A 26,326-nucleotide genomic window follows, 5' to 3' on the forward strand; every position below is an offset into this window, starting at 1 on the left:
GATTCAATTATTTCACGTCATTGTCTTAGGTCATTTAACGCACGTGACCATAGCCACTTCCGCATGGCGGTCAGGCGGAATAACGGTCGGATTTGTTAGGCGCTTTGCAATGATTAACCGGAACGGACGCCGCCGCCGTCCTGGCCGGAGGGAACAATGGATCAATATAATTCCAAGAAATTCGCCGCGTCGCCGAAGACCGCGTTTCCAGCGCCGGCCGAGGAAAGCCGGACAGTGACTCGCGTCGAATTGCTTGACGCCGTCTATAACGCCTGCCCGACGCTGTCGCGCGCGCAAGCCCGCGAAATTTTCGAGATGACGCTCGACGAAATCGTCGACGCCTTGGTGCGGGACGATCCCGTCAAGCTGCGCGCGTTCGGCGCCTTTACCGTGCGCTCCAAGCGCGAACGCGTCGGTCGTAACCCGCGAACGGGCGTCGAGGCCAAGATCACCGCTCGCCGGGTGCTTACGTTCAAGGCCTCGCCCACGCTGATCGCCAGGATCAACGGCGAAGATCCGGTCGTGGAATGATTTCCGCGCCGATATGAGGGTCAGCAGCCGGACAGGCTGACGCCAAGGACTTGCTCATAGAAAGCGACGATCTTCGCGGCCTCCCGCGCGATGTCATGCTTGGCCAGCGCCTTTGCCCGTCCGCTCGCGCCCATTTGCGCGGCTCTTGCGGGGTCGGCGAGCAAGGGTTCCATCGCCGCCGCCAACGCCTCGACATCGCCGGGAGGAATCAGAAAGCCGGTTTCGCCATCCGCCACCAGCCGGGCCGCCGCGCCGGTGCGGGTGGCGACCACGGCGGTCCCACTGGCCATGGCCTCAAGCGGCGTCAGGCCAAAACCCTCCCACCGCATCGGCGCGACATAAAGCGATACGAGCGCGAACCAGTACGGCATTTTTTCGCGAGGCTGTTCGCCAAGGAACAGAATACGGCTCTCCAGTCCGGCTGCCGCAATCTTCTCCTTCAGTCCGGCGACGAAAGTCTCGTTTTCGGGCGTGATCAGCCCGGTCAGCAACAGGGTCGCGCCCGGATATCGCGGCAGCAGGCGCAGAGCGGCCTCGATCAGAACATCCGTGCCTTTTTGCGCGCGAATGCGGCCAAAGGCGCCAATGCCGAAGCCGCCGGGCAGGCCGGCGTCCTTCCATTCGGCGGCGCGGTTGGCGAGCGGCTGAAACCGCCGGACATCGACGCCATGATTGATGATGACGCAGGGGACTTCCAGGTAGGAGGCCGACCCTTCCGAGGTCGAGATCACCCCATCGATGCGGCGCAGCATCCAGCGCGTGAAGCGGCTCTGGCGGCGTTGGCCGGCCCAGGTGAAGACGATCTTCCACCGTTGCCGCAAGACATGTTTCAGCAGCAGGCCGACGATCATCTCGTCATTGCGGCGCGCATGCCAGATGCGATGTTTTCCGCGCGGCGGATGGGACCAACCCCGCGAAAAAATCTGGCGGAAGGAAATTTGCGGGGTTTCCGGCGGCAGATGCGCGCCAACGCAAGCGATCGGGCCGAGACGCGCGACATGGGGCGCCAGGGCCAGAATGGTGGAGGTCACGCCGGAATAGCGCCAGTGCAGGTTGGGCGTGACCGCCAGCAGCCGTCGCAGATCTTGCTCGTCCGGCTCCATGCGGCTCAGCGTGTCTCGGCGTGGGCCTCGGCTCGGGCCAATTTCTTCCTCGGCTCGGGCTGGGGCTTGGCGACGGTTTCAGGCGGCTTAACCGCGTGAGGAGGTTTGGCTGAGATGGGCTTGGGCGCCGCCGCAAGCTTGGCGGTCGCCGCGGCTAACGTGGAACGAGCGGGCGCGGCTGCGGGTTCGGGAACAGCTTGCGCCTTCACGCTCTGGCCAGCAGTCGCTGTTTCAGCGCCGCCTAGCGACAACATGGATGCAAGTTTATCCTTCGAAGCGCTCAGGGAATCCTGCGTCACCGCGACCACCGGCTCTTGCGCCGGCGCGCGGGCGTCGGGTTCGGCGCGCGCCTGCTCCTGAGCGCGGGACTGGTCCTGCGCCAATTTCTTTGCGACCGAGATGGGCGCGGCGCGCGCCTTGCCGCCTGCGCCGCCGTCAAGCGCCAGTTCAACCGGCGGGGTCAAGTCCTCGGGACGGCTGACCTCATGTTCAGTAATGTTGGCGAAGACCGGATGCTGCGCGCCGTCCTTGTAGACGAGTCGCACGGGGCGCTCGCCCTGTTTCACCAGAGCAGCGACTTGCGCTTCGTCAGCCCGTTCGCGCTGGGCCACGAGTGATTCGACCTCCGGCTCAGTCGCCGCCAGGGTCGGGCAGGGCGCTTCGGGATCGAGCGGCTGGCCGTTGGCGGACTTCACGCCGAACACGTAACGCGCGCCACAAACGCCGACGCTCACCTCATGATGCGTGGCCTCGAAATGATCCGCGCCCTTCTTCAGCTCCTTCCAGAACGGCATGTTCGGGTCGAGCCGGAATTTGGCGAGATTGGTCGCGGTCAGATGGAATGGCAGCGCCTGCATCTGAATGGCGCGTTGGCCGCCAGAGAAACTTTCGCGCGCCAGCGCGTAGATTTCGGCGATCTGCCTGTCGGTCATGGAAAAGCAGCCCGCTGACGAACAAACGCCATGGACCATCACCGAGCTGCCGGTGGCGCCATGGGCGCGATCGTAAGCGTTGGGATAGCCAACGTTGAATGACAGATAATAGGCGGAATTCGGGTTCATCTGCGCCGGGGTGATCGAATAGAATCCCTCCGGCGACTGCCGGTCGCCTTCCTGGCGCTTCGGGCCGAGTTGGCCCGACCAGCGGCAAATCGGAAAGGTCTTGAGCAGCACATAGCTGCCGTCCGGGCGCATCTTCCAGACTTCGAACTCGGATTCCTTCTTGTAGGCGCGAATCAGCATGGGCGAATCGGCGGTAACGCCTTTTGCCGCCAGCAAGGCCACTGTTTCGCTGGAGAGCGCCTGCATGGCCCGATCGTTGCCGCCTACGGTGTTGCAGCCCGAAAGCGCGCTCAACACGCCCATGCCCAGCAAAACCGCCGTCCCATGCGAAACGGCCGGCCAGCCCGGAAGACGAAAAAATCCTTGACCGCTCATGTCCCAATCCCCGCGCGCGACGCACGAGCGCCCCCGCGCCAGAAGGTTTATCGCCATTAAGCTTACACCATCCTTACCACGCCGGAACGGAATTCGCCGCCGTGGTGAAGGAGTCCTTAAGCCAGACAGGCCCTAGCAAACATGTTTTTGCGGCGGGAATCAGACCTTGCGGCCCATCGCCAAAAACTTCTCCTGGCGCGCGGCGCGCACGGCGTCGGGCGTAAGCTCGGCGAAACGCGCGAGCGCGCTGGCCACGGCGTCGCCGACGGACCGGATGATCGCCTCGGGATCGCGGTGCGCGCCGCCGACGGGCTCGGTGACAATGCCGTCGATGATGCCGAATTTTTGCAGATCCTGCGCCGTGATCTTCATGCTGGTCGCGGCGTCCTGCGCGCGGCTGGAATCGCGCCACAGGATCGAGGCCGAGGCTTCAGGCGAAGCGACCGTATAGATCGAATGCTCAAGCATCAGCACGACATTGCAGGCGGCAATGCCCAGCGCGCCGCCGGAGCCGCCTTCGCCGATCACCGTCGCCACATTGGGCGTGCCCTGCACCAGCGCGGCTTCGGTGGCGCGGGCGATGGCCTCGGCCTGGCCGCGTTCTTCCGCCTCGATGCCGGGAAAGGCGCCGGCGGTGTCAACGAAGGACACGACGGGCAAGCCGAACCGATCGGCCAATTCCATGACGCGCACGGCCTTGCGGTAGCCCTCGGGCTTGACCATGCCGAAATTGTGCTTGAGGCGCGAGCTGGTGTCGAAACCCTTCTCCTGGCCGATCACTGCGACCGACTGACCGCGAAACCGCCCGAGGCCGCAGAGAATGGCTTCGTCCTCGGCGAATTTGCGGTCGCCGGCGAGCGGGGTGAAATCCTCGATCAGGCCGGCGATGTAATCGACGCAATGCGGGCGCTGCGGATGGCGCGCCACTTGCGTCTTCTGCCAGGGCGTCAGGCCGGCGTAGAGCTCGGCGAGCGCTTTGGCCGCCTTGGCCTCTAGCTTGGCGAGTTCTTCGCCGATATTGGGCGAGTCCTTCTTCTCGGACAAGGCGCGCAGGTCTTCGACTCGCGCTTCGAGTTCGGCGACGGGTTTTTCAAAATCGAGATAGGAAGCCATTGTTGCCTTTAGCCCTGCGGGAGGCGCGACGCGGACTCTGCGCCGCGCCAGAAAGCGCGCGGAAACTGTCGATTTCCGCGCGGGAAGTCAAGTGAGCGGCGCTCGGGCGAAATGCCCGGACGAGCTTAGAATTTCAGCGCGCGCGTCTGCTTGACGCCGGGCAGCGCCGAAATGCCGGCGAACACCTTGTCGGGCACGTCGCCGTCCACCGCGACGAGGGCGATCGCGGAACCGCCTTCGGCGTCGCGGCCGAGAGCGAAAGTGGCGATGTTGACGCCGGCCTCGCCCAGCAGACTGGCGAAGCGGCCAATGAAGCCCGGCTTGTCCGCGTTGGACACGAAAATCATCGACGGGGCGAATTCAGCCTCGGCGCGGATCCCGCCGATGGCGACGATGCGCGGCTTGCCGTCGTTGAAAACAGCCCCGGAGAGCGAAAAGGCGCCGCCCTCGCTTTCCACCGAGATGCTCAGCAGCGAATCGTAATCGCCTTCGGCGGCGCGCACGGTTTCGTCGATCACCATGCCGCGCTCGCGGGCGACCGCAGGGGCCGAAACGACATTCACATCCGAGAGCATCGGACGCAGAAATCCGGCCAGCGCCGCAGCGGTGAGCGCCTTGGTCTTCAACTCGCCGACATGACCCTCATAGGTGATGGTCAGTTTCTTGACGCCCGCATCGGTCATCTGCCCGGCAAAGGAGCCAAGCTTTTCCGCCAGCGTGATGAACGGCTTGAGCTTGGGCGCCTCTTCGGCGGTAATGTTGGGGAAGTTGATCGCGTTGGTGATGGCCCCGCGCGTCAGATAATCCGCCATCTGTTCCGCGACCTGCAAGGCGACGTTTTCCTGCGCCTCATTGGTGGAGGCGCCAAGATGCGGCGTGCAGATCATGTGCGGGTGACCGAACAGGACATTGCTCTTCGCCGGCTCCTCCACGAACACGTCGAAGGCCGCGCCGGCGACATGGCCGCTGTCCAGCGCAGCGCGCAGCGCCGCCTCATCGACCAGACCGCCGCGCGCGCAATTGATGATCCGCACGCCTTTCTTTGTCTTGGCGAGGTTTTCGGCCGAAAGGATGTTTTTCGTCTGCGCCGTCATGGGCGTGTGCAGGGTGATGAAATCGGCGCGCGCCAGCAAATCGGCCAGCTCCACTTTTTCCACCCCAATGTTCTTGGCCCGCTCCGCCGACAGGAAGGGATCGAAGGCGATCACACGCATTTTCAGTCCGAGCGCGCGGTTGGCGACGATCGCGCCGATATTGCCGCAGCCGATCACGCCCAAAACTTTTCCTGTGATCTCGACGCCCATGAAACGGTTCTTCTCCCACTTGCCGGCTTGCGTCGAAGCGTCGGCGGCGGGAATTTCGCGGGCGAGCGCCAGCATCAGGGAAATCGCGTGCTCGGCTGTGGTGATCGAATTGCCGAAAGGCGTGTTCATGACGATGATGCCGCGCGCCGTGGCGGCCGGAATGTCGATATTGTCAACGCCAATGCCGGCGCGACCGATCACTTTCAAATTCTTGGCGTTTTCAAGAATTTTTGGCGTGACCTTGGTGGCCGAGCGAATCGCCAGACCATCGTAATCGCCGATGATCGCGGCGAGTTTATCCTTGTCCTTGCCGAGCGCCGGCTGGAAGTCGACCTCGACGCCGCGCTCCTTGAAGATGGCGAGCGCAGCCGGGGAAAGGGCGTCGGAAATCAAAACGCGAGGGGCCATCGAACAGTCCTCATTGTCGTGAATGCGTGAGAAAAAACCCCGCTCCGGGCGTCATCCAAAGCGGGGCTGGAAAGTCATGGGAAGGAGCGCCCTTATGCCGACAGTTCGGCCTTGGCGGTCGCAAAGGCCCAGTCGAGCCATTGCGTGAGCAGGGCGACGTCCGCCGCCTCGATGGTCGCGCCGCACCAGATGCGCAGGCCAGGAGGGGCGTCGCGATAGGCGCCGATGTCGTAGCCGGCCTTTTCCTTCTCGACCAAAGAGGCGAGCTTTTTCGCGAAGGCCGCCTGCTGCTCCAGCGAGAGCGCGGTCACCGCGGGATCGATCACTTTCAGGCACACGGAGGTGTTGGAGCGGATCGCCGCGTCTTTGGCGAGGAAGGCCGCCCACGCGCTCTTGGCGACCCAGTCGGCCAAAACCTTGGTGTTGGCGTCGGCGCGCGCGACCAGCCCGTCGAGACCGCCCAGACCCTTGGCCCAGTTCAGCGCATCGATATAGTCCTCGACGCAGAGCATGGAGGGCGTGTTGATGGTTTCGCCCTGGAAAATGCCCTCGATCAGCTTGCCGCCCTTGGTCATGCGGAAGATTTTCGGCATCGGCCAGGCGGGCGTGTAGGATTCCAGCCGCTCGACCGCGCGGGGCGACAGGATCAGCACGCCATGGCCGCCTTCGCCGCCGAGCGCCTTCTGCCAGGAGAAGGTGACGACGTCGAGTTTTTGCCAGTCGAGACGCTGCGCGAAGGCGGCGGAGGTCGAATCGGCGATGGTCAGGCCCTTGCGGTCGGCGGCGATCCAGTCGCCGTTGGGGACGCGCACGCCGGACGTGGTGCCGTTCCAGGTGAAGATCACGTCATGATCGAAATTCACCGAGGCCAAATCCGAGATTTCGCCGTAGCCCGCCTTGAGGACGCGCGTGTCCTTGAGCTTCAGTTGCTTGGCGATGTCGGTGACCCAGCCCTCGCCAAAGCTTTCCCAGGCCAGGGCGTCGACGGGGCGCGGGCCGAGCAGCGACCACATGGCCATTTCCACGGCGCCGGTGTCGGAGGCGGGCACGATGCCTATGCGATAGTCGGCGGGAACCTGCAAGACCTCGCGGGTGAGGTCGATGGCGAGCTTCAGCTTCGCCTTGCCGACCTTGGCGCGATGCGAACGGCCGAGCGGCGCGTCCTTGAGCGCCTCAAACGACCAACCCGGGCGCTTGGCGCAGGGACCGGATGAGAAATTGGGATTTTTCGGCAGAGCGGCTGGTTTTTGCATATCCATCCTCACAGATGGGCGCCTCGCGTTGGGGCGGGGTGGCCCGCCGCTGCGAGTACGCTTCCCTCAACAATGGGTCAAGCGAGACGAATGGCCGCAGGCCGGGCGAATGCGAGGAATCGTCGATGGATCGGATGGGGTCCGGTCCGTGTGGCCGCCGGACCGAATGCACCATTCGTAAAAAGATAATTCGCCCAAGAAAGGGTTCGCATTTTCACCGCAACGCGTCGACGAAAGTGAGACAGCCGGATTGGCGATTTAGGCGACGCGCCGAAATCCGGAATCGTCGGTCGCATCGGAGCAGATGCGCTGGACGAAGTACGAGTCTTGGGAACCCTGACGCTTCTCTGGACAAACAGATCCGAAGAGAATTGCGGCGCTCAACATTCTGAAGCATATGCGCTTTCGAGAATGTTGGCGCCAGGAGGAGCGGCCAGCCGCCGTCCGACAGCTTGTAGGGCTTTGCGTTGCGCTTGGCGTTGCGGGCTTGAACGTCCGTCAGGGCCATGCGGGTATCCCTTTCCGGGCATCAGTCGCGATATTCGCAAAATACCCGGCTGCAAGCGCGCCCCTTAGGACAAATAAGGAAAGGCCCGGACGCTATGCCGGGCCTTTCCTTATATTTTTTAGACTGTTGAATACAATCTCGGAGAACGTGAGATTGTAAAGTGGTGCCCAGGAGAGGACTCGAACCTCCACGCCCTTGCGAGCGCCAGCACCTGAAGCTGGTGCGTCTACCAATTCCGCCACCTGGGCCCGGCGCGTCTTGTATGGGGGCGTGCGGCGCCTGTCAACAGCACACGTCACGCTCTTTTCAAGAAAAATTCACGCCGCGCGTCGGTAGGCTTGCGTCACCGGCGCGGAAGGGGAGGCGCTCCGGTTCAAATGCACGAGGATGTCGAGGAGCGCCTGATTGTTCGTTTTCGCCTCCTCTGGCATGCGGCGGAAGCGGCGCAGCGAGAGATTGAGCAATTCGGCGGCGACGTAACGATTCGCGGCGCCGCAGATGTCGAAGTCCAACTTCAGGCCATCGGCCTTCTGAGCGAGCGCCGCGTCGTCCGCGCGGGCCGCATCAAAGTCGCCGAGCACCAAAGACGTCCATAGCGAAAAATGAAGCCCCGTGAGCAGCCTGAATCCGGCCGAGCGCAGCGGGAAATGCTGGAAGTAGAATTCCCGCAGACAATCGTGCACGATGGGCAGGCTCCATTCGAGCACCGGTTGTTGTGACTGGCCTTGGCTGACCATGCCGTTCCTCGCTGCGCCACCGTGATCGCACGCTCGGCGATGGCGCGGAGCCGCGTCACCGCCTCGAATAAGGACAGCACTTTAAGCTTAATGAAACCTTTATTCGGCCTCGTTATTTTCTATTTGCGTCAACGCCCCGCGCAGCAAGGCCAGATCCTGCGGGCGGGACAGGCGATGGTCGCCGTCGCGAATAAGAGTCAGGGTCGCGGGATCGGCGGCGAGATGTTCCAGCAGTTTTAGCGCATGGCGCCACGGCACGGCGTCGTCCCTCATGCCCTGAAGGATATGGACGGGACACCAGGCGCGCACTTCGCCGCCCAGGACCGCGTTGCGACGGCCATCTTCGAAAAACGCGCTGGTAAAGACGTTCTGTTGGTCCCGCCAGACGCCGTCGCGCGCAAGGGCCTTCCGCACCGGCTCTGGAAGATTGGGCCAGATCAGTTCTTCGGAAAAGTCGGGCGCCGGGGCGACCAGAACCATGCCCGCGAGCCGCTCCGTCTCGCCCAGCCGCGCCAGCGCGCGCGCCAGCAGCAGCGCGATCCAGCCTCCCATGGAAGAGCCGATCACGATCTGAGGCCCCGCGGTCAGAGCGCGAAAGACATGACAGGCCTGCTCGGCCCACTGGCCTATGGTTCCGTCAATGAATTCGCCTTCGGACTCGCCGTGGCCGGAATAATCGAAGCGCAGGCAGGGCCGGTTCTGTTCCGCCGCGAAAGCGTCGAGAAATGTCGCTTTGGCGCCGCGCATGTCCGAGCGGTAGCCCCCGAGCCAGAACAGGCCCGGACCCTTCAGCCCGGCCCGCGAAAGATAGGCCAGGCGCGGCTGTCCGGGGCCGGGGAGGAAGAATTGCGGCGACATCCAGACTTTGGTTGATGGGACGTGCGACAATGGGACTTCGGACAACGGGATTTGGGTCATTTGTCATTCCGTCCTGGCGGCGGCTAGACTTGCCGCGCATGATTCGTTTGTCTAGCCGGGGAGGCTTCATGACGCCATGGGGCGAAGAGGAAATCGCCAACCATCAGCTTCTGTCTGGACGCACCATCCTGCAGTTGATTCCCGCGCTCGACCCCGGACCGGACGCTTTCGCCTGCATCGAAGCCGCGGCCGCGCTGGACGAGGCGGGCGCGCGGGCGCTGGTCGCGGGCGGAGAAGGCCCGCTGGTCAGCGAGTTGCAGGCGCGCGGCGGCGTTTTCCTGCCGTTCGACCTCACGGCCCGCAATCCGCTCACGGCGACTTTCAATCGCAGCCGGCTGGCGGCTCTGGCCGAGAGTGAAGGCGTCGAATTGATTCACCTGCGCGGCGACGCTGGTTTCGCGGTCGCGCTGCACGCGGCGCGCAAATTGCGGATACCTCTGGTCGCGGAGGATTTTGGCCCGGCCGCGCTCGTTGCGGACACGACCATTTTCTTCAGCCAGGAGGCGCTCGGCCAAGCCGAGGCCGTCTGGCCCCATCTCGCCGGTCGCTTTGTCCGCGGCTTGAAGGGCGTCGATCTGCGCGACTGTTCGGCTCAAGACATCGATCCCGCCCGCGTCGGGAAATTGCGCGAGAGCTGGGGCGTTCGCCCGCACGAACGCCTGGTGGTGGCGCTCGATCTGCCTGACGACCGTCGAAAATTTTTCCTGGTCGCGGCGGCGCAACTGGCGCGGAAGAATTTTTTCGAAAATGAAGCGCAGGAGGTTCGCTTCGTCTGGCGCGATTCCGATGGCGCCGACCTGACATCCGGTTCATTCGAAGCGGAGACCCGGCAATTGGGTCTCGACCGCCACGTTTTGCGTGTGGCGGGCGGCGAGCGCGCGGTCGCCTGCGTCGCGAGCGCCCTGGTGGCCGCGCCGGCCGCTGAAACGCGACTGGGTGTCGAGGCGCAAGCGCTCGGCGCGCCGACAGCTGTGCTGCAAAGCGCGGTGGATCAGAGCGTCGAAGCCGTGCTGGCGACGCCGCAGGTTGACCTCAGCAGGCGAACCGGCTGGATCATCCCCCCGGACTCGCCATCCGGCTTCGCCCGTGCGGCGGAGGAGGCGCTGCGACTCGGCGCGACGGCGCGCGAACGCATGGCGCTGCGCGCGAGCGAACACGCGCGCGCATTTTCCTCCGAGCGCATGAGCGCGCTGACGCTCGCGACATACGCGCGTCACTTCCGCGCGACGTGACGCTTGAGCATGATCCAGGTCAAAATCTTTTGGGCGTTTCGCAAAACGCGTTGACTTTGGACGAAATCGCCACAATGTAAGCCTCCGGTTCGGTCCTCGTGGTTTCGGTCGCGGGGGCTTTTGCCGTAGGTCGATCCGACCCAGTCAGGACTGACCCGTTCATTTCCGAGGAGAACACGCCATTCGCCGTCCCATGAAAGCCCCCCCGGTTCCGCAGAAGGAGGGACCCCGCACCAACCGGGAAATTCGAGTTCGCGAAGTCCAACTGATCGATTCGGAGGGCCTGAATCGCGGCGTCCTCGAAACGCTCGCGGCTCTGCAACTCGCCGAGGAGGAAGGCCTCGATCTTGTCGAGATCGTCCCCAACGCCAGTCCTCCCGTTTGCAAAATCCTCGATTACGGCAAATATCGTTTCAACGAGCAGAAAAAGGCCGCCGAGGCCCGCAAGAAACAGAAAGTCGTCGAAATCAAGGAAATCAAGCTGCGTCCCGGCATTGACGACCACGATTACGAGACCAAGATGAAGGCGGTAAAACGCTTCTTCGAGGAAGGCGACAAGGTCAAGTTCGTGCTGCGCTTCCGCGGTCGCGAAATGGCTCACCAGGATCTCGGCTTCAAAGTGTTGGAGCGCGTCAAGGCCGAAACGCTCGGCATCGCCAAGATCGAGCTGGAGCCCTCGCTCGACGGCCGCCAGATGATCATGGTGCTCGCGCCAAAATAAGTTTTGGCGCTGCGCTCAATTAGATTTGCCCTAGGCGCGACTTTTCTCCCTTCTTCCCGCTTGAGGATTCGCGTGGGAGGAAGGGATGGAGCAGATGCAACTGCGGCTATCCCATTTCGACCCATATGCCGGCGTCACCCGACGATCCGAAAACTTTTGAATCAATGACGCGGGAATCGTCTGTTATTCGCGATGGGACCTCGTCGAATTCCTTCGACGCTTCCTCCTTCAGAAAGAGGGGGATCGGATCTTGATGCTCGCGGAGCCGGCGTCGTCATGATTGAAGTTCGAGCGGATGAAATGGCCGATTTCACGCGGTGCGTGAACGGACGGCGTGGATCGCCGAGATGGCGAGCCGCCCCAAACCGAGTCCGTAAAGGGTGTAGCCGCCAAAAAACTCCGTCCGCTCGGGGCGCCAGCGCGTCTTGGAAACATCCTCGCCGGTGGAAAGATTGAAGACGCGCAGCCCGGCGCCGATCGACCATTTGATCGCTTCGGCTACGGTCGTCGTCATGACGCTGTAACGCGCCCAATCGAGATCGTAGCCGGAAAAATACATGAAGATCTGGTCGTCCATCAGGAAGCCGATTCGCGTGGCGACCACTTGCTCGCCAATGACAAGCTGAAAGATTCGCAGCCGATTGTCGTGCGCGAAATCGTGACACACGGCGCGCAGGAAGTCCCGCGCATGAGGCGTTGCAAACACGTTGGGATGGTCAATCACGCCTGATGCGTCCGCCCGCCGGGAATGAAGCTGGAAGAATTTGTCCAGGGCTTCGTCCGTTTCCTGCGCCGAACTGACGACGTTCAAGCGAATCCGGTGATTGTCGCGCGCCAATGAATTGTAACACTTGCGCAGGGATTCCTTGATGTTGCGCGGCAAGGCTTGACGAAAGCCGTCCCAACTCGTGGGCAAATCGAGATGGAAGACCTTGGTCGTCATTTGATCGCCGACTTCAAATCCTCCAGGCAGGGCGTTTGGAAAGGCGTTTCGATCCAGTTCGTCTGGAAGTCCGCGCCACTGAACGAAATCGGCGGGTCGTTCTTCATGGATCTTGGCCGCGAGCGCCGCAATGACTTCTCGCCGTCGGCGGGGATGACAGAGAACGCCGCGCCACTCGGTCACATAGGCGTCGGCGCCGAAAAACTGTAGTTCCCGCAGCCGCAACGGGCCGAAACCGGGACGATGGGTAATGAACATGGGCGCGACGGCAATGAGCGAACCGTCGTGATCCCGGACAGCATAACAGTTCAACTCATCCCTTGCCGCCAAATGCCTGCGCCGAAAAAAGCGCCACCAGTTCAGAACCCAATGGGGTGATGTAAAGGGCAAGCGAAGGTCCAGGGTCGCGTCGAGCGCCGTCCATTCATTCCGCAAGTCCTCCAGACGTGAAAGGTCGGTGATCGTCTCGATGTGTAGCAAAACATATCCCCTGTATCCATGGGCCAGAGTCGTATTTACGTTCGGCTGCCTGTATTATCGCGAAGAGTTGATACCAATTTATTGACATGTGGATCGTTTACGTAATCGAAGGGCATACATTGATAACGCAGTGATTTTACCGGAAATCAAACAAGTATTAACCTTAATCATCGAACCTGCGATCGGCGCGTCATGCGTGAATTCCCATGGCGCCCCATGGTTGACGCAACGCCACAACGGACGAGTCGTGACTAGGATTGCAATGTCGATTTCGCAGGATTTCGTCCGGGACCCGCGCGTTCGGTCAAACGAACATCACGATCTGGCGCGCGAACCGAGTCCATTCACGGACAATCCGTGGCGAAGCGCCGCGCAATTGCTCGTAACGAAAATTCGTGAAAACCTTGCCGCGATCCTCCTGGCGTCTGTTGTTTGCGCGGCGTTTGCTGGAGGAATCAAGTTTCTGCTGCCGGCGAAATACAAGGCGACGACGCAGATCCTCATCGATCCGCAAATTGAATCGCGCTACCCCCAGACGATCGGTGAATCGCAGAACGCGACGTTGGAAGCCAATGCCGGGATCAACTATGTCGAGAGCCAGATGGGCGTCATCACCTCGGAGCGCGTGCTCCTGCGGGTGATCCGCGACCAGGGCCTTGGCGCGACGCCGGCCGCCGACCAGCCTGCGCAGGAGGACGCGACAGCCCGCCGCGCGCGGGAACTCATCGAAAATCGCGCTCTGCTGAAATTGCAAAGGGCGCTGACGGTCGCGCGCGCCGAGCGATCGTTCCTTGTCAACGTCGCCGTGGCGGATCCCGATCCGGAAAACGCGGCCGTCGTGGCGAATGCAATCGTCAAAGCCTATGGCGAGGTCAACGCGACCGATCGGGTCGCGCTCGCGCGCCGAACCGCGATGGAACTCGGCAACCGCGTCGACGACCTGCGGAAGGTGTTGAGCGAAGCTCAGGGCAAGCTCCAGGCGTACAAGAACGAGAACAATCTCGTCGGCTTGAATGACAGGCTGATCGTCGAACGCACGGTCGCCGATGCGACCGATTCGCTCGCCACCGCCGAAAAGGCCGAGATTCAGGGCCGCGCGCGGCTGAAACAGCTTGAGGCGGCTCCAAATGATATCGCCGCCGTCGCGGCCTTCGGCGCCGACCCTGAATCTCGACAACTCCAGGTCTTGATCGTCGGTCGGGCCGCGACCGCGGCCGAGGTGGAGCAATTGGACAGCACGCTTGGAGATCACCACCCGGCCCTGATCGCGGCGCGGACACGTTTGCGGGACTATAATCAGCGCATCAACTTGAGCCTGGAAGGCCTGCGCCGCACCGTGCGGTCTCAGATCGCGGAGGCGCGGACTCAAGTGGCGGCGGCCAGGGCTCGCCTGACGTTGGCCGCCGACGAGATGGCCAAGCTCAAACAGGTCGATCCCTCCCTGCGGCAGTTGGAAGACACGGTGGAGGCCAAGCGTCGGGCGCTGACCGAACTCGAACTGAAGCAGCGCCTCAGCGAGGGCGGGCGTGTCGAGGGCGGCGGATTCCGCGTGGTTTCTCCGGCGCGCGCGCCAAACCTCGACGGAAAAGTTTTCGCGGCGGCCTTGTGGAGCGTGTTTGGCGGACTGATCGGTCTCGCGCTCGCCATCGCCAGTCTCGCTGTCCGGACGATTTTTGAGGGCGATGCGACGTCGCCTTCGGTGGGTTCCGATGTCGGCGTCATAGCCCAAAACTCGTTGCAAGACTCGCAGGAAGACGCGTTGCAAGTCGCAAGAGCGGACGTGAAATCTCATGACGAAGCGCCGCTGATCGGTTCGCTCCCGATGATCGCACCGCGCCAGGGCCTTCGTTGGCTGAATGTCGCGGAAGCGCAAACCGAGGTCTGGCGCCGACCTACGTCGCCCTATGGTCTTGAAGTCGCGCGTATTTATGAGAAAGTGTTCTGCTCTGGCGCGAAGTCATGTCCCGAGGCGGTGCTGATTACCGGCGCGTCGCCGCAATGTGGCGCTTCGACGTTCGCGGCGAATATCGCCCGCGCGGCGGCCGCGCAAGGCAGAAGAGTCCTGTTGATCGACGCGCACAAGGAGCACCCGACCCTTGGATTGACCATCGGGGCCGATGCGCCGAAGACGCTGATCAAACTGGCCAATCGTTGGCGTCCGCTGTTTCGCTTGCAGCCTTACGGCCAAAGTCTCAATCTTATTCCCTCGCTCGACAACGAGGATCGCCTCTGTCGCGACATCGCGGACGAAAACGAATATCAGCGCATCGACGGCATCAACGGCAACTTCGATTTCGTGGTGCTCGATGGTCCGGATGCGACCAAGGCGTCGGATCTCCGGATGCTCTTGCCCGCCGCGAGCAAGGTTGTCTTTGTCGCGCCGCGCGATGGTTGCGATGGCGCGCGTCTCGCGCGTTTGCTTCGTGACTTGTCCATCCCGCCAGAAAAATTCGCCGGCTACGTCAGTTCCATCCTTGTCGAGGTCAATGAGGCCGCCTGAGGGCGCGCGAGCCGCATCGGAGACCCCGCACGTGACCATGCGACGCCAGACTGTGTTGGTGACCGGAGCCGGCGGTTTCATCGGCTCGCATGTCGCCAGAGCGTTGGCGCGCGGCGGCTATTTTGTGCGGGCGGGGACGCGCCGTCGCCCGGACGATCTCGCCGCCGGAGCGGAATGGGCGCCATGCGATCTTGATGTTCCCGCCCAGGTCGCGGCCGCTCTGGAGGACGTGGACCTCGTTGTTCACGCGGCCTATGGCGACGAAGGCGCCATGGTTCGACAGGGCGAAAATCTCGCGGCGGCGATGGCGGCGAACGGGGTCGTCAACCTGTTGGCTTTTTCCTCCATCGCCATTTATGGCGGTCGCACCGGGGTTATCGTCGAGGACGATGAACCCGCGCCGCCTCTTGGCGGCTATGCCCGCGCGAAACGGACGTGCGAGGCGCTGTTTCGACATTGGGCGGCCGAGAGTCCGGAGCGCCGGGTGATCGCGCTTCGGCCGGGGATTGTCTATGGGGCCGGCAGCAAGCTTTGGATCGACAAGATGGCGCGCCGCATCCTGAGCGGAGGCTGGGGCGTGTTTGGCCGACAGGGCGAAGGCCGCGCCGCGCTGATTCATATCGACGACCTCGCCGAACAATGTCTGGCCGCCGTCGAACGCCTTGTGGGCGCCGAGCGCGCGTCCTTGGCGGCGTTCGAACCGCTGAATTGCGTCGGGCCGGAATGCCCGCGCTGGAATGACTATTTTCAGGCCTTGGCCCGGGCGCTGGACCAGGAGCCGTTGCGGCGCTGGTCGCCTGTGGAACTGGTCGCGCGCCAAATGTTGGCTTTGCCGGCGAAAGCCTCCGGGCGCCTGGGGGTGTCGGCGCCCCTCGGCCTCGCGCTCGCGCCCTTGCCGGGCGAACTGGCTTTGTTTGGCCTGGATGTCGAAATATCCGGCGACAAGGCGCGTCGCTTGCTCGGCTACAATCCGCGCCTCTCGTTGAGAGAGGGCCTGGAAAAATCAGATTTGCGGGCGACGGGTCAAGGCCAGCCGCTGTGAGGGCGGCGCGCAATCACGACACCAGGCCGCGCCCATAAAGCCTGAGCCGAAAACGTCGGCCCCAAAAGATTTTTCCAAGGCCGCCGAACGCCCGCGCCGCCATGGTTTCGCGTCTGGTCGCGCCGAAGGGGAGCATCAGCAGGGCGCCAAAGCCGTAGAGCGCGGTTTGAACAAAGCCGACCGCCATCCAGCGGGCGATCGTCAAGCGATTGCCCGGCCGCGCCATGTCTTGAACGAAAACCCTGATTTGACCGCTGAGGAATTTCCGCTTCCTGACATAGGCCCAGGTGAGCCGGCGCGCCGGCGCCCATTCGAGGACGCCGGCGTTTTCAGCGAAATGGAATCGTTTGCCGACCAGGACCAAACGCTGCAAGAACAGTGAGTCCTCGCCGCCGCTTTCGTTCAGCGCGGGGTCGAAATTGAGGCCGGCGGCAAAGCAGGACTCGCGATGAAACAGCGAATTGTTGGTGCCAAGGCAGGCCGCGAGATCGGTGATTTCAGCTCCGTCGGCGCGTAAAATGCGGCGCTCGAAATAGGGCGCGAAGGCGCCGATTTTGGCGCCGTCCTCGGCGCGCGCGGTCACCGGTCCAAACACGGCGTCGGCGTTCCGGCTTCGCGCGATCCCGGTCAAATGGGCAAGCCAATCGGGGGCGGCTTCCTCGTCGTCGTCGAGGAAAGCGACCCATCGTCCCCGAGCGGCTGCAACGCCCGCATTGCGCGCATTGGCCACGCCGGGGCGAGGTTCGCTGAGATAATGCAGGGCGAATGGGGAAGCTTTTGCCAATTCGGCGACGGCCGCGCGTGCGTTGGCGTCGGGCGAATTGTCCACGACGATGATTTCCAGATCGAGCCCCGCCAGATTTTGCTGGGCCATCAAGCTTCGCAGCGCCCGCAGCAAGGGGGCCGGGCGGTTCAAGGTTGGCGTGACGACGCTGATCCTGTCCATGTCAATCCGCGCGTTGGCAAGCTCAACAATTCTTAAGGGACCAGGGTTAAGAATTCGGCTGCCGAACAGATGGATGACTCAATGTGCGCTCAGAAGCCCGCGCTGGCGATCATTGTATGCACGTTCAAGCGGCCTGATCTGCTGCGGGCGACGTTGAAGAGCATTGCGGCGCAACAATCCATGGTTTGCGCCGAACGCGTTCAAGTTTACGTCGTTGACAACAGCGACGAGGGCGACGCGCGCGGGATCGTCGCCGAACAAGCGGCCACCAGCCCCTGGCCGATGACTTGGCTCGAAGCGCACCCGGCCAATATCTCCGTGGCGCGCAACGCGGGCGTGAAGGCCGGCCAGGAAGAGTTCGTCGCCTTTGTCGATGACGATCAGATCTTGCACCCGGGCTGGCTGGACGCCGTCGCACGACTGTTTTCGCACAAGGAAGGCGACGCTTGGCTCGGATGCGTTCATGGGGTTTTTGAAACGCCCGAAAGGACGACGCCCGCGATACGGTCGCTGTTCGGTCGAGAGCTCCAGGAGCCGTTCGGTTACGAACTGTTCGCATTCGGCTCCGGCAAATTGCCGAGCGTCAACCCGGCGACCAACAATTCGATCTTTCGCCGCGCCGCCTTGGATTCCGACGCCCCATTCGATCCGGCTTACGGCAAGGGGGGCGGCGAGGATTACGATCTCTTTTGTCGATTGCAGCGGCGGGGCAAGCGCTTATTCTGGGCGCCGGATGTCGTGGTGAGTGAATTTGTCCCCGCGAGCCGTTGTGATCGAGGCTATCTGCGCCGCCGCTTCTTCGCCGGCGGGCAAGTTTTCGCCGCTGCGATTGCCGGAAGCGCAAGCCGCCCCGGCCTGGCGCGTTGGCTCATTCGTCTGAAGGCGCTGGTCCAGGGCGCCTTGCTTTTGGCGGGAGGGCCAAAAGCTTGTTTCGCCGGCGAGGCCCGCCGCGCGGACTATTTGTTTCGCTGGGCCGGCGTCCTTGGCAAACTGTCCTTTGGCGAAATCTATCCGCTCTATCAGCCCAAGAAATAACCGTCAGTCGGTCGCCATGTTTCGCGCGCGCCCCTTGGCGCGTTCGAGCAACTCCAATCGCTTGCCGAACGGCATCCGCGCCGTGGACTGGATCAGCAAGGCGATGTGATGCGTCTCCAGACCGTCGATGAATTCATCCTCTTCCTGTGGCGTCTCCGGCTCGATGTCCCAGATGGCGTGGACTTGCGATTGCTCGGCGGCGAAGTGGCCGGCGGCTTCAATTCCCAGGGATTCAACAAAAACCCCATAAAGCGTGTATTCCGAGAAATGCGGCTCGCGGGCGAGAACGACGCGCCAATCCGTTCCTGCGACCTTTTCGATGCGTTCGATCATGCGGCGGACGATGGATCGGCGCCACACCACGCAGAAATTGATGTAATCGCCGGGGTTGATGCTGTTGGGATCGACGTTGAGCAGGCGGCAGGCCACCTCGCGCCAGAGCACATGGGTCGCGCGCGTTTCGGCGGCGGGATTGCGATAAAATCGCACCAATCCTTGCGCGTTGACCAGCATTTCCCTGGTCAACGGTCGGATGAACACGCCGTCGCTATCCATGTGCACGACAATTTCAGTCGGACTTTGCGCGCCGGCCTCGATCTTCATGATCTGTTGCGCGATCCAGCCCCGGATCGGCGCGCCACGCAAGTTCAGATACAGATTCCGACGCGGCAACCGCAGCAACTGGCGCAATCGCGGACCGGGCATGGGCAGTTTGAGCAGCCAGAACGGAAGAAGATCGCGCTCGAACCCGATGGTCCGGTCGGGCGTCGCCAGCACGGAAAACAGCTCCTCGTCCTGCGCAGGCACAAAAAGGCGATGCGACAGGCCCTTGGCGAACGCGTCCAGGCTTTGGCACAGCAGGCGGCAATAGTCGAAGTCGCCGCGATAGGATAATGTGACGATGCTCGCGTCGATCTGGCCGGGAAGACTCATTGCGCCCAATCCATTGGCGCCAGCGGCGCGAAAGACGATTGCACCAGGCCGGGACGTTCGTAACGATCGGGATGCTGCAACATTTCGGTGACTTCGGCGATGTGAACCGCGAAATCGCCGTCCAGCCGCGACGGCCTGTTGTCGCGCGCGGCGCGGGCGAGTTCGACGATCCCGCGCGCGAAATCCATCGTCGGTTCGCCGCGTCCTGGCCGCATGGCCGGCTGGCGGACCATTGGGACCGTCTTCCCGGATCCTATTCCCTGGACGCGCCGTTCCAGGAATCGCGCGAGGCGATTCTGGGAAACGCCGCGCCACTTGACCGGGCAGGCATAGTCCCAGGCTTCGCGAATCTCCAGCCTTCCCTCGTCGCCAATCACCTGGAGCCGGTGATTGTAGGGCGCCACGATGGAATTGGTGACGCGGGCGACGATTCCGCCGTCAAATTCAATCAAACCCACGGAAAAATCCGGAGCGGGGTTTGGCAAGGGCGGATCGGTCATTTTGTTGGCGACAAGCAAGGCTGAAAACGCGGTGACGCGTCGAACCGGGCCAAACATGGCGCAAAGCACGGTGAGGACATAGCCGGCGTGTTCGAAGGTGCAGCCGGTTTCGAATTCGCCGCGCGCGGGCCAGGCCTTGCCGGACCGGTTCTTCCATTCGCGATAATTGGTCCGGTGGATCATGCCGTCGTCCAATTCGGCATAAACCAGCCTCGGCGCGCCGATGGCGCCGGAACGCACGGCCTTCCAAAGCGTTTGGGCGCTTTCGCCAAGAATATTGCACGGCGCGGCGGCCAGACGCAGGCCTTTCTCCGCCGCGAGGTCGCGCAACGCAATTGCCTCGGCGCGGGTCATCGCCACCGGCTTTTCCGAATAGACATGCTTGCCCGCCAGCAGGGCGGCGCGCGTGACTTCGGCGTGGTTCTCGGGGTCGGTGAGATTGATGATGATTTGCGCGGCGTCATCGGCGAGCATATCGTCGATTGAAGAATAGACTCGGCCGCCCCAGTATTCGGCGTGCGCGCGCAAGCGAACCGCGTCGCGATCGAACAAGCCGACGAGACGCAGGTCCGACTCATGAAGTTTCAGACAATGTCGATAGGAATCGGCGATGTAGCCGCAACCGACGATGGCAATCCCGGTCTGTTCCGTCATGCGCGCCCCGAGGCTTCAGCCTTCGACCGGGCGCAAATTAAGCTGCCGGGTGTTAATTGCGCGTTACGCGGCGTGACCGTTCAACTGAAAGCCGCGCGCAGACGGGCAAGCTGCTCTTCCACCGGACTTCCCACGGGGCTCGATATGGCCACCTTGGGATCGAGATAGAGCAATTGGTCCAAATGGATGACACGCGCCTGCAGGCGTAGGGATTCGCCGACCAGGGCCTGCAAGTCATGCGGCAGCCTCTCGAACACGTCGGGGGCGGTCGCCATATCCTGCTGGGACAATTTGACCTTGCGCTTTTCCGAGAGGGCCTGCTCGAAGGTCAATTCGCCTTCGTTGACCGCGCGCTGCAACAGCAGCCATGACGCCAGTTGCATCAACCGCGTGGTCAGCCTCATGCTTTCCGCGGCATAGGCAAGGGATTCGTTGCGTTCGAGCTCGCGCGCCTGTTCCCGTCCGGGTCCATCGAGATAGGCCGCAGCCTCCTCGACCAAGGACATGCCCTCGCGGAACATGGCCTTAAAGGCCTCGGAGGAGGCGAGACGAGCGACGAAAGATACGGGTTCGTCATCATGCTGAATAAACTGAGACATGCGCCACCTCGGAACGCGCGCAAACGCTGATTGCCAGCGACCAGTTGTTGGCCACCAGGGAACTGCAACAAGATAGCGCCATTTTGAGCAGGCCGCTCGTTTAATCTTATTTAACGTTAATCGTGTAGCGGATGAAACCTTTGACCGCGCTCGAAAAAAGAAGAGCCGCAAACCGCGGCTCTTGGGGAGTTTGTCTAACAGGGAGGCATGACAAGGCGCTTGTCAGCGCCAATCCGGGATATCCGGACCATAGAAAATCTAACATTTCGAAAGTTAAATTGAGGTCAATGCGACCCGTCTTGGAGCAAAAAAACATTTTGAATCATTACGATGGGTCAGCCTTGAAGAACAAGGAGGCCGCATTGAGCGACGCGCGCTTTTGCGCGATCGCGATTTCGATCCGGTCGATCTCCGCGCGCAGCAAGGCGATGCGTTCGCCCAGCTCTTCAATCGAAAGCGCATCCAAGGCTTCACCGATGGCGTGATGCGCGCCTGCGGATTTTCTTGGACCAAAGTTATCGTCGTCATCTCGAGCCATCTATTCTGCCCCCTGCTGTTTGGCCACAAGTTGCCTTTCCAGGCCAATCGGCATATATATGCGAAATTCCCGTCATGAATGGAAACTTGAGGCCGCGCCTCAGCCGGGCTGGCTCGAGCGCGATGGCGCGCGGGCGGCGAGAAGAAGAGATTCTAGGAGAGAATGATGAGCAATGCCCCGCTCATGCCCAAGGCGACCGCAATCTGGCTGGTGGAAAATACCTCTCTGACGTTCGATCAGATAGCGGAATTTTGCAAGCTGCATCCTCTCGAGGTCAAGGGGGTCGCCGATGGCGAGGTGGGCGCCGGCATTCGTGGACTTGATCCGATCACTTCAGGTCAATTGACCCGCGAAGAAATCGAACGGGCCGAGAAGAATTCTTCTCATCCGCTCAAGCTCGCGGTGTCCAAGGTTCGCCTTCCGGAACCCAAGCGCCATCGCGGTCCGCGCTATACGCCGCTGTCGCGCAGACAGGATCGTCCCAATGCGATCCTCTGGCTGGTGCGCAACCATCCTGAACTCAAGGATGCGCAAATCATGCGGCTGGCCGGCACCACCAAGAACACGATTGCGGCAATTCGCGATCGCACGCATTGGAATTCCGCGTCCCTGACGCCAATGGATCCGGTCACGCTGGGGCTCTGCTCCCAGATCGATCTGGATTTCGAAGTCCAACGCGCGGGCAAGGAACGTCCGCAATTGGTTCAGGATCAGGGCGCGATGCTGGCGCCGGCCGAACAGACGACCCAGCCGTATTATTACGAGCCGGTTTCGCAGTCGGTTTCGCAGGAAGAGGTGTTCGGCTCCACCGCCGCCAAGCCGGTCGAGGAGGAAGACGATTTCGATGTCGAGTCCGTGTTCGGCAAGCTCAAGGATCTGAAGATCAAGGAGTGAGGGGATGCGGGCGGCGGTTCGCATCCTCGGCATCGATCCCGGATTGCGTCACACGGGCTGGGGCGTGATCGAGGCGGAGGGCGCGCGACTCAGCTATGTCGCGTCGGGCGCTATCCACCCGCCGACGGACGGCGATCTGGCGCTTCGGCTTCGGGCGCTGCATGAGGGGCTGGCGGCGGTCATCGCAACTCACGAGCCGGACGAGGCGGCGGTCGAGGAAACTTTCGTCAACCGCGACCCACAATCGGCTTTGAAACTGGGTCATGCGCGCGGCGTGGCGTTGGTGGTTCCGGCCTTGGCCGGCGTGGTCGTCTCGGAATATTCCGCGAATCTGGTGAAAAAGACGGTGGTGGGCGCGGGCCATGCGGAAAAAGCCCAAATCGCCATGATGGTCAAGGTGTTGTTGCCGCGAAGCGACGCGCGAAGCGCCGACGCCGCTGACGCGCTGGCGGTGGCCATTTGCCACGCGCAACATCGTGGCGCCCGCAATCGCGAAGCCATGCTGTTGAGGACGTAACCGGGAGCCGCCGCGAATGTCGTGCGAATCGGATAAACTACAGCGGCGAATCGGGCGGGGCGGATGATCGGCAAGCTGAAGGGCGTGGTGGAGTCACTCCACGAGGAACATCTGATTCTTGACGTGCATGGCGTCGGCTACGTGGTCTCCTGCTCGAGCCGAACCTTGCAGAAGCTGCCGCGCCCAGGGGAGGCGGCGGTTCTCGCCATAGAAACGCAAGTGCGCGAAGACTCGATCCGGCTGTTCGGTTTCCTGTCGGATGCGGAACGCGACTGGTTTCGCATGTTGCAAAACGTGCAGGGCGTCGGCTCCAAGGTGGCCTTGGCCATTCTCTCGATTCTGCCTCCGTCCGAACTGACCTCCGCCATCGCATTGCAGGACAAGGCGTCCGTCTCCCGGGCGCCGGGCGTAGGCCCCAAGCTTGCGGCCCGAATCGTCGCGGAATTGAAAGACAAGGCAGGCGCGTTCGAGGGCGTCGATTCCACGGCGGCTCAACTCGCCGGGAACGACGCTGGCGGCGCATCCAGCGCCGCGATGGAGGCGATTTCCGCCCTGGTCAACCTCGGCTACGGACGTCCTCAGGCCGCGACCGCGATCGCCGCAAGTCTCAAGGTTCTGGGTGAAGACGCCGAAACCAGCGCCTTGATCCGGCGCGGGCTCAAGGAGTTGGCGCAGTGACGTCGCCGCGCGTGATGTCGCCTGAAAAGCGCGAGGAGGATCTCGAAGCCTCGATCCGGCCGCTGACCCTTGCCGACTTCACCGGGCAGGAAGCCGCCCGCAAAAACCTGAAAGTTTTCATCGAGGCGGCCAAGGCGCGCAAGGACGCTTTGGACCATGTGCTTTTTGTCGGACCGCCAGGACTGGGAAAAACCACCTTGGCCCAGATTGTCGCGCGCGAACTCGGCGTGAATTTTCGTTCGACCTCCGGCCCGGTCATCGCCAAGGCGGGTGATCTCGCCGCGCAATTGACCAATCTCGAAGAGCGTGACGTCCTCTTCATTGATGAAATCCATCGTCTCAATCCGTCGGTGGAGGAAATCCTTTACCCGGCCATGGAGGATTTTCAGCTCGATCTCATCATTGGCGAGGGGCCGGCGGCGCGTTCGGTGAAGATCGATCTGGCGCGTTTCACCCTTGTCGGCGCCACCACCCGCGCCGGTTTGCTGACGACGCCCCTGCGCGACCGGTTCGGGATTCCGATTCGCATGAATTTCTACACGGTCGAGGAGTTGGAGAGCATTGTCGCGCGCGGCGCGCGGGTGATGAAATGTCCGATGAACTTCGAGGGCGCCAACGAGATCGCGCGCCGCTCGCGCGGCACGCCCCGCATCGCCGGACGGTTGTTGCGCCGGGTGCGTGATTTCGCCCTGGTCGACGGCGACGCCATGGTGACGCGCCAAGTCGCCGATCACGCCCTGAAATTGCTGGATGTCGACTCCATCGGGCTTGACGAGATGGACCGCCGCTACCTCAATATGGTCGCGGTGAATTTTGGCGGCGGCCCGGTTGGCATCGAGACCATCGCCGCCGCGCTCTCGGAACCGCGCGACGCCATCGAGGATATTATCGAGCCCTATTTGTTGCAGCAGGGTTTTCTCAATCGCACGCCGCGCGGCCGTATGCTGACGCCGCGGGCGTTCAGCCATCTTGGGCTTGCGGCGCCAGAACAGGCGCAACCCCTTCAGGCCGGATTGTTTCAAGACGATGGCGAACGGGAATGAGCGAATCCGGCATCAACGACAGGCCGCATGTCTTTTCGATCCGCGTCTACTACGAAGACACCGATTTTTCCGGCATCGTCTATCATGCGAATTATCTCCGTTTCATCGAACGCGCTCGGACGGAAATGCTTCGCGAGGTGGATCTTCATCAGGCTGAGATCCATGCCGGCGAGCAGATTTTTTTCGTCGTCGCGCGGATGAGCATCGAGTTTCTGCGTCCCGCGCGCATGGACGATCTCTTGACGGTGGAGACGCGGGTCGAACGGATCACCGCCGCGACGCTTGAGCTCGACCAGCGCGTCAAGAGAGGTGACGAGGTCCTGTTCACGGCTCGGGTTCTGATCGCGGCCGTCTCGGGCGGCCGCGCTTGCCGTATCCCACGGGAAGTCCGCGAAAAACTGACGCCGATCGGTGGAAAGTGCGAATCGTAACTAAACGTTAACCATCGGAGTCTCTTAACTGAGGCGTTGGCGGCTCCATTTTGCATGTTCAGCCGCAGAATTGACGGATTTTCCCGTCATGTGCAGCGCGGCAAAAGCGCCGCGGGAAGGATGAGGATCGCCCTGATGAATGAAGTCGCCGCAGTCGGGAGCGAAACATCCGTCTTCACCATGTTTCTGCACGCCTCCATCGTGGTGAAGCTGGTGATGATCGGTCTTCTGTCCGCTTCGGTCTGGTGTTGGGCGATCATCATCAACAAGACGCTGCTGATCCGGCGCGCCCGCGCCGCGATGGAGGAATTCGAAACCGTGTTCTGGTCCGGCAATTCGCTGGAGGACCTCTACCAGTCGCTGGCCGCGCGGCCGACCATGGCGACGGCGTCCCTGTTCGTCGCGGCGATGCGGGAATGGAAACGTTCGTTCCAGAACGCCGCGGCCTCCTATGTCGGCCTGCAATCGCGCATCGAGAAGGTGCTGGATGTTTCGATCGCCAGGGAAATCGAGAAGCTGGAAGCAAACCTCCTGGTGCTGGCGACGGTCGCGTCCGCCGGCCCCTTCATTGGCTTGTTCGGCACGGTCTGGGGCATCATGACGTCGTTCCGCTCGATCGCGGCATCGAAAAATACTTCGCTGGCGGTGGTGGCTCCGGGCATCGCCGAGGCGCTGTTCGCCACGGCCATCGGCCTGTTCGCCGCGATTCCCGCGCTGATCGCCTATAACAAGCTCTCCGGCGACGTCGCGAAGACGCAGGCGAAAATGGAGGCGTTCGCGGACGAGTTTTCCGCCATCCTTTCGCGCCAGATCGATCAGCACACGTCGCGCGGCGCCTGAGGAGACCTTGAGCCATGGGCATATCTGTTTCGGCGGGGGGCAAGGGGCGACGGCGGCGGGGTATGCCGCGCTATGGCGCCATGGCCGACATCAACATGACGCCCTTCATCGACGTCATGCTGGTCCTTCTGATCATTTTCATGGTCGCGGCCCCGCTGCTTTCGTCTGGCGTGCCGATCGATCTGCCCGCGACCAAGGCGGGTGAACTGAACATAGACAAGAAGCCGATCGCCGTCGCGATCAAGGACAATGGCGAAATCTACCTGATGGATCAGAAGATCGACCTCGCCCAGTTGGTCGATCAAGTGAAGGCTCAGGCCAAGGAAGGCGTCGATGAACGCGTCTATGTCCGCGCCGACAAGGACGTTCCCTATGGCAAAGTGGCGGAAGTCATGTCCGATCTGACCGCGGCGGGATTCAAGAAAGTCGCGCTCGTGACCCAGCAGGAGAAAAAATAGGGTTTTCCTCCAGGCGTGAATTCGGCGGCGG

The 26,326-nt window shown here is 62.4% G+C and carries 27 protein-coding genes and 1 tRNA gene; 14 read left to right on the top strand and 14 right to left on the bottom strand.

Going from position 1 to position 26,326, the window contains the following annotated elements; all coding sequences use genetic code 11:
- Positions 1–156: 156 nt before the first annotated feature.
- Entirely contained in the window at positions 157–531 is a 375-nt protein-coding gene (locus CCR94_RS06715; RefSeq protein ID WP_104507113.1) for an integration host factor subunit alpha, read from the top strand.
- Positions 532–551: 20 nt separating this feature from the next.
- On the opposite strand, the gene CCR94_RS06720 is transcribed toward CCR94_RS06715, so the two are convergent.
- From CCR94_RS06720 to CCR94_RS06755, 8 genes are all read right to left on the bottom strand, one after another.
- Complete coding sequence (locus tag CCR94_RS06720; RefSeq protein WP_104507114.1) at positions 552–1,634, bottom strand: glycosyltransferase family 4 protein; 1,083 nt, start codon at positions 1,632–1,634, stop codon at positions 552–554.
- A gap of 5 nt (positions 1,635–1,639) precedes the next feature.
- Positions 1,640–3,070: a L,D-transpeptidase family protein gene (locus CCR94_RS06725; protein ID WP_184421576.1), complete on the bottom strand. Its 1,431-nt coding sequence runs from the start codon at positions 3,068–3,070 to the stop codon at positions 1,640–1,642.
- 159 nt (positions 3,071–3,229) lie between these two features.
- On the bottom strand, positions 3,230–4,183 hold the full coding sequence (locus CCR94_RS06730; protein ID WP_104507115.1) for an acetyl-CoA carboxylase carboxyltransferase subunit alpha: 954 nt from the start codon (positions 4,181–4,183) through the stop codon (positions 3,230–3,232).
- Positions 4,184–4,308: 125 nt separating this feature from the next.
- Positions 4,309–5,895, bottom strand: a complete 1,587-nt coding sequence (serA, locus tag CCR94_RS06735; protein WP_104507116.1) for a phosphoglycerate dehydrogenase — start codon at positions 5,893–5,895, stop codon at positions 4,309–4,311.
- A 92-nt stretch (positions 5,896–5,987) separates the two neighbouring features.
- Positions 5,988–7,154 (bottom strand): phosphoserine transaminase, encoded by a 1,167-nt coding sequence (locus CCR94_RS06740; RefSeq protein WP_104507117.1) that lies wholly within the window; start codon positions 7,152–7,154, stop codon positions 5,988–5,990.
- 663 nt (positions 7,155–7,817) lie between these two features.
- A tRNA-Leu gene (locus CCR94_RS06745) sits at positions 7,818–7,904 on the bottom strand.
- Between the two features lie 69 nt (positions 7,905–7,973).
- Entirely contained in the window at positions 7,974–8,393 is a 420-nt protein-coding gene (locus CCR94_RS06750; protein ID WP_104507118.1) for a hypothetical protein, read from the bottom strand.
- Positions 8,394–8,492: 99 nt separating this feature from the next.
- The gene (locus CCR94_RS06755) at positions 8,493–9,251 is read right to left on the bottom strand and encodes an alpha/beta hydrolase (protein WP_104507119.1); all 759 of its coding nucleotides are present in this window, start codon (positions 9,249–9,251) and stop codon (positions 8,493–8,495) included.
- Between the two features lie 128 nt (positions 9,252–9,379).
- Here CCR94_RS06755 and CCR94_RS06760 point away from each other — a divergent pair, with 128 nt between their 5' ends.
- Both CCR94_RS06760 and infC read left to right on the top strand, forming a co-directional pair.
- Positions 9,380–10,543, top strand: coding sequence for a glycosyltransferase family protein (locus tag CCR94_RS06760; RefSeq protein ID WP_104507120.1), 1,164 nt, complete (start codon positions 9,380–9,382; stop codon positions 10,541–10,543).
- Positions 10,544–10,736: 193 nt separating this feature from the next.
- Entirely contained in the window at positions 10,737–11,264 is a 528-nt protein-coding gene (infC, locus tag CCR94_RS06765) for a translation initiation factor IF-3 (RefSeq protein WP_104507121.1), read from the top strand.
- Positions 11,265–11,574: 310 nt separating this feature from the next.
- Here infC and CCR94_RS06770 read toward each other — a convergent pair whose 3' ends face one another.
- The gene (locus tag CCR94_RS06770; protein WP_158254651.1) at positions 11,575–12,207 is read right to left on the bottom strand and encodes a GNAT family N-acetyltransferase; all 633 of its coding nucleotides are present in this window, start codon (positions 12,205–12,207) and stop codon (positions 11,575–11,577) included.
- Here CCR94_RS06770 and CCR94_RS24975 point away from each other — a divergent pair.
- From CCR94_RS24975 to CCR94_RS06780, 3 genes are all read left to right on the top strand, one after another.
- Complete coding sequence (locus CCR94_RS24975; RefSeq protein ID WP_158254652.1) at positions 12,187–12,417, top strand: hypothetical protein; 231 nt, start codon at positions 12,187–12,189, stop codon at positions 12,415–12,417. The genes CCR94_RS06770 and CCR94_RS24975 overlap by 21 nt on opposite strands.
- Before the next feature lie 532 nt (positions 12,418–12,949).
- Positions 12,950–15,187, top strand: a complete 2,238-nt coding sequence (locus CCR94_RS06775) for an exopolysaccharide transport family protein (protein ID WP_104507123.1) — start codon at positions 12,950–12,952, stop codon at positions 15,185–15,187.
- Positions 15,188–15,224: 37 nt separating this feature from the next.
- Positions 15,225–16,229 (top strand): NAD-dependent epimerase/dehydratase family protein, encoded by a 1,005-nt coding sequence (locus tag CCR94_RS06780; RefSeq protein WP_244593968.1) that lies wholly within the window; start codon positions 15,225–15,227, stop codon positions 16,227–16,229.
- Between the two features lie 13 nt (positions 16,230–16,242).
- On the opposite strand, the gene CCR94_RS06785 is transcribed toward CCR94_RS06780, so the two are convergent.
- Positions 16,243–17,175, bottom strand: coding sequence for a glycosyltransferase family 2 protein (locus CCR94_RS06785; protein ID WP_104507124.1), 933 nt, complete (start codon positions 17,173–17,175; stop codon positions 16,243–16,245).
- 81 nt (positions 17,176–17,256) lie between these two features.
- Here CCR94_RS06785 and CCR94_RS06790 point away from each other — a divergent pair, with 81 nt between their 5' ends.
- Positions 17,257–18,210: a glycosyltransferase family 2 protein gene (locus CCR94_RS06790; protein WP_244593964.1), complete on the top strand. Its 954-nt coding sequence runs from the start codon at positions 17,257–17,259 to the stop codon at positions 18,208–18,210.
- A 3-nt stretch (positions 18,211–18,213) separates the two neighbouring features.
- On the opposite strand, the gene CCR94_RS06795 is transcribed toward CCR94_RS06790, so the two are convergent.
- The 4 genes from CCR94_RS06795 to CCR94_RS06810 all read right to left on the bottom strand — a co-directional run bounded on the left by CCR94_RS06795 (position 18,214) and on the right by CCR94_RS06810 (position 21,434).
- Positions 18,214–19,143 (bottom strand): DUF6492 family protein, encoded by a 930-nt coding sequence (locus tag CCR94_RS06795; RefSeq protein ID WP_104507126.1) that lies wholly within the window; start codon positions 19,141–19,143, stop codon positions 18,214–18,216.
- Complete coding sequence (locus CCR94_RS06800; protein WP_104507127.1) at positions 19,140–20,297, bottom strand: Gfo/Idh/MocA family protein; 1,158 nt, start codon at positions 20,295–20,297, stop codon at positions 19,140–19,142. The genes CCR94_RS06795 and CCR94_RS06800 overlap by 4 nt, the downstream gene beginning before the upstream one ends.
- Positions 20,298–20,377: 80 nt before the next feature.
- Entirely contained in the window at positions 20,378–20,896 is a 519-nt protein-coding gene (gene rcdA, locus CCR94_RS06805; protein ID WP_104507128.1) for a protease adaptor protein RcdA, read from the bottom strand.
- Positions 20,897–21,221: 325 nt separating this feature from the next.
- Complete coding sequence (locus CCR94_RS06810; RefSeq protein ID WP_104507129.1) at positions 21,222–21,434, bottom strand: DUF1192 domain-containing protein; 213 nt, start codon at positions 21,432–21,434, stop codon at positions 21,222–21,224.
- A 165-nt stretch (positions 21,435–21,599) separates the two neighbouring features.
- On the opposite strand from CCR94_RS06810, the gene CCR94_RS06815 reads away from it, so the two are divergent.
- From CCR94_RS06815 to tolR, 7 genes are all read left to right on the top strand, one after another.
- Positions 21,600–22,328, top strand: a complete 729-nt coding sequence (locus CCR94_RS06815; RefSeq protein ID WP_104507185.1) for a DUF1013 domain-containing protein — start codon at positions 21,600–21,602, stop codon at positions 22,326–22,328.
- 4 nt (positions 22,329–22,332) lie between these two features.
- The gene (gene ruvC, locus CCR94_RS06820) at positions 22,333–22,845 is read left to right on the top strand and encodes a crossover junction endodeoxyribonuclease RuvC (protein ID WP_104507130.1); all 513 of its coding nucleotides are present in this window, start codon (positions 22,333–22,335) and stop codon (positions 22,843–22,845) included.
- A gap of 63 nt (positions 22,846–22,908) precedes the next feature.
- Positions 22,909–23,523, top strand: coding sequence for a Holliday junction branch migration protein RuvA (ruvA, locus tag CCR94_RS06825; RefSeq protein ID WP_104507131.1), 615 nt, complete (start codon positions 22,909–22,911; stop codon positions 23,521–23,523).
- A gap of 14 nt (positions 23,524–23,537) precedes the next feature.
- Positions 23,538–24,566 (top strand): Holliday junction branch migration DNA helicase RuvB, encoded by a 1,029-nt coding sequence (gene ruvB / locus CCR94_RS06830; protein ID WP_104507186.1) that lies wholly within the window; start codon positions 23,538–23,540, stop codon positions 24,564–24,566.
- On the top strand, positions 24,563–24,997 hold the full coding sequence (gene ybgC / locus CCR94_RS06835; RefSeq protein WP_104507132.1) for a tol-pal system-associated acyl-CoA thioesterase: 435 nt from the start codon (positions 24,563–24,565) through the stop codon (positions 24,995–24,997). Before ruvB ends, ybgC begins: the two co-directional genes overlap by 4 nt.
- Before the next feature lie 135 nt (positions 24,998–25,132).
- On the top strand, positions 25,133–25,837 hold the full coding sequence (gene tolQ, locus CCR94_RS06840) for a protein TolQ (protein ID WP_104507187.1): 705 nt from the start codon (positions 25,133–25,135) through the stop codon (positions 25,835–25,837).
- Positions 25,838–25,851: 14 nt separating this feature from the next.
- The gene (gene tolR / locus CCR94_RS06845) at positions 25,852–26,295 is read left to right on the top strand and encodes a protein TolR (RefSeq protein WP_104507133.1); all 444 of its coding nucleotides are present in this window, start codon (positions 25,852–25,854) and stop codon (positions 26,293–26,295) included.
- Positions 26,296–26,326 lie beyond the last annotated feature (31 nt).

It is taken from the genome of Rhodoblastus sphagnicola (assembly GCF_002937075.1).
GTDB classification, from domain to species: domain Bacteria; phylum Pseudomonadota; class Alphaproteobacteria; order Rhizobiales; family Beijerinckiaceae; genus Rhodoblastus; species Rhodoblastus sphagnicola.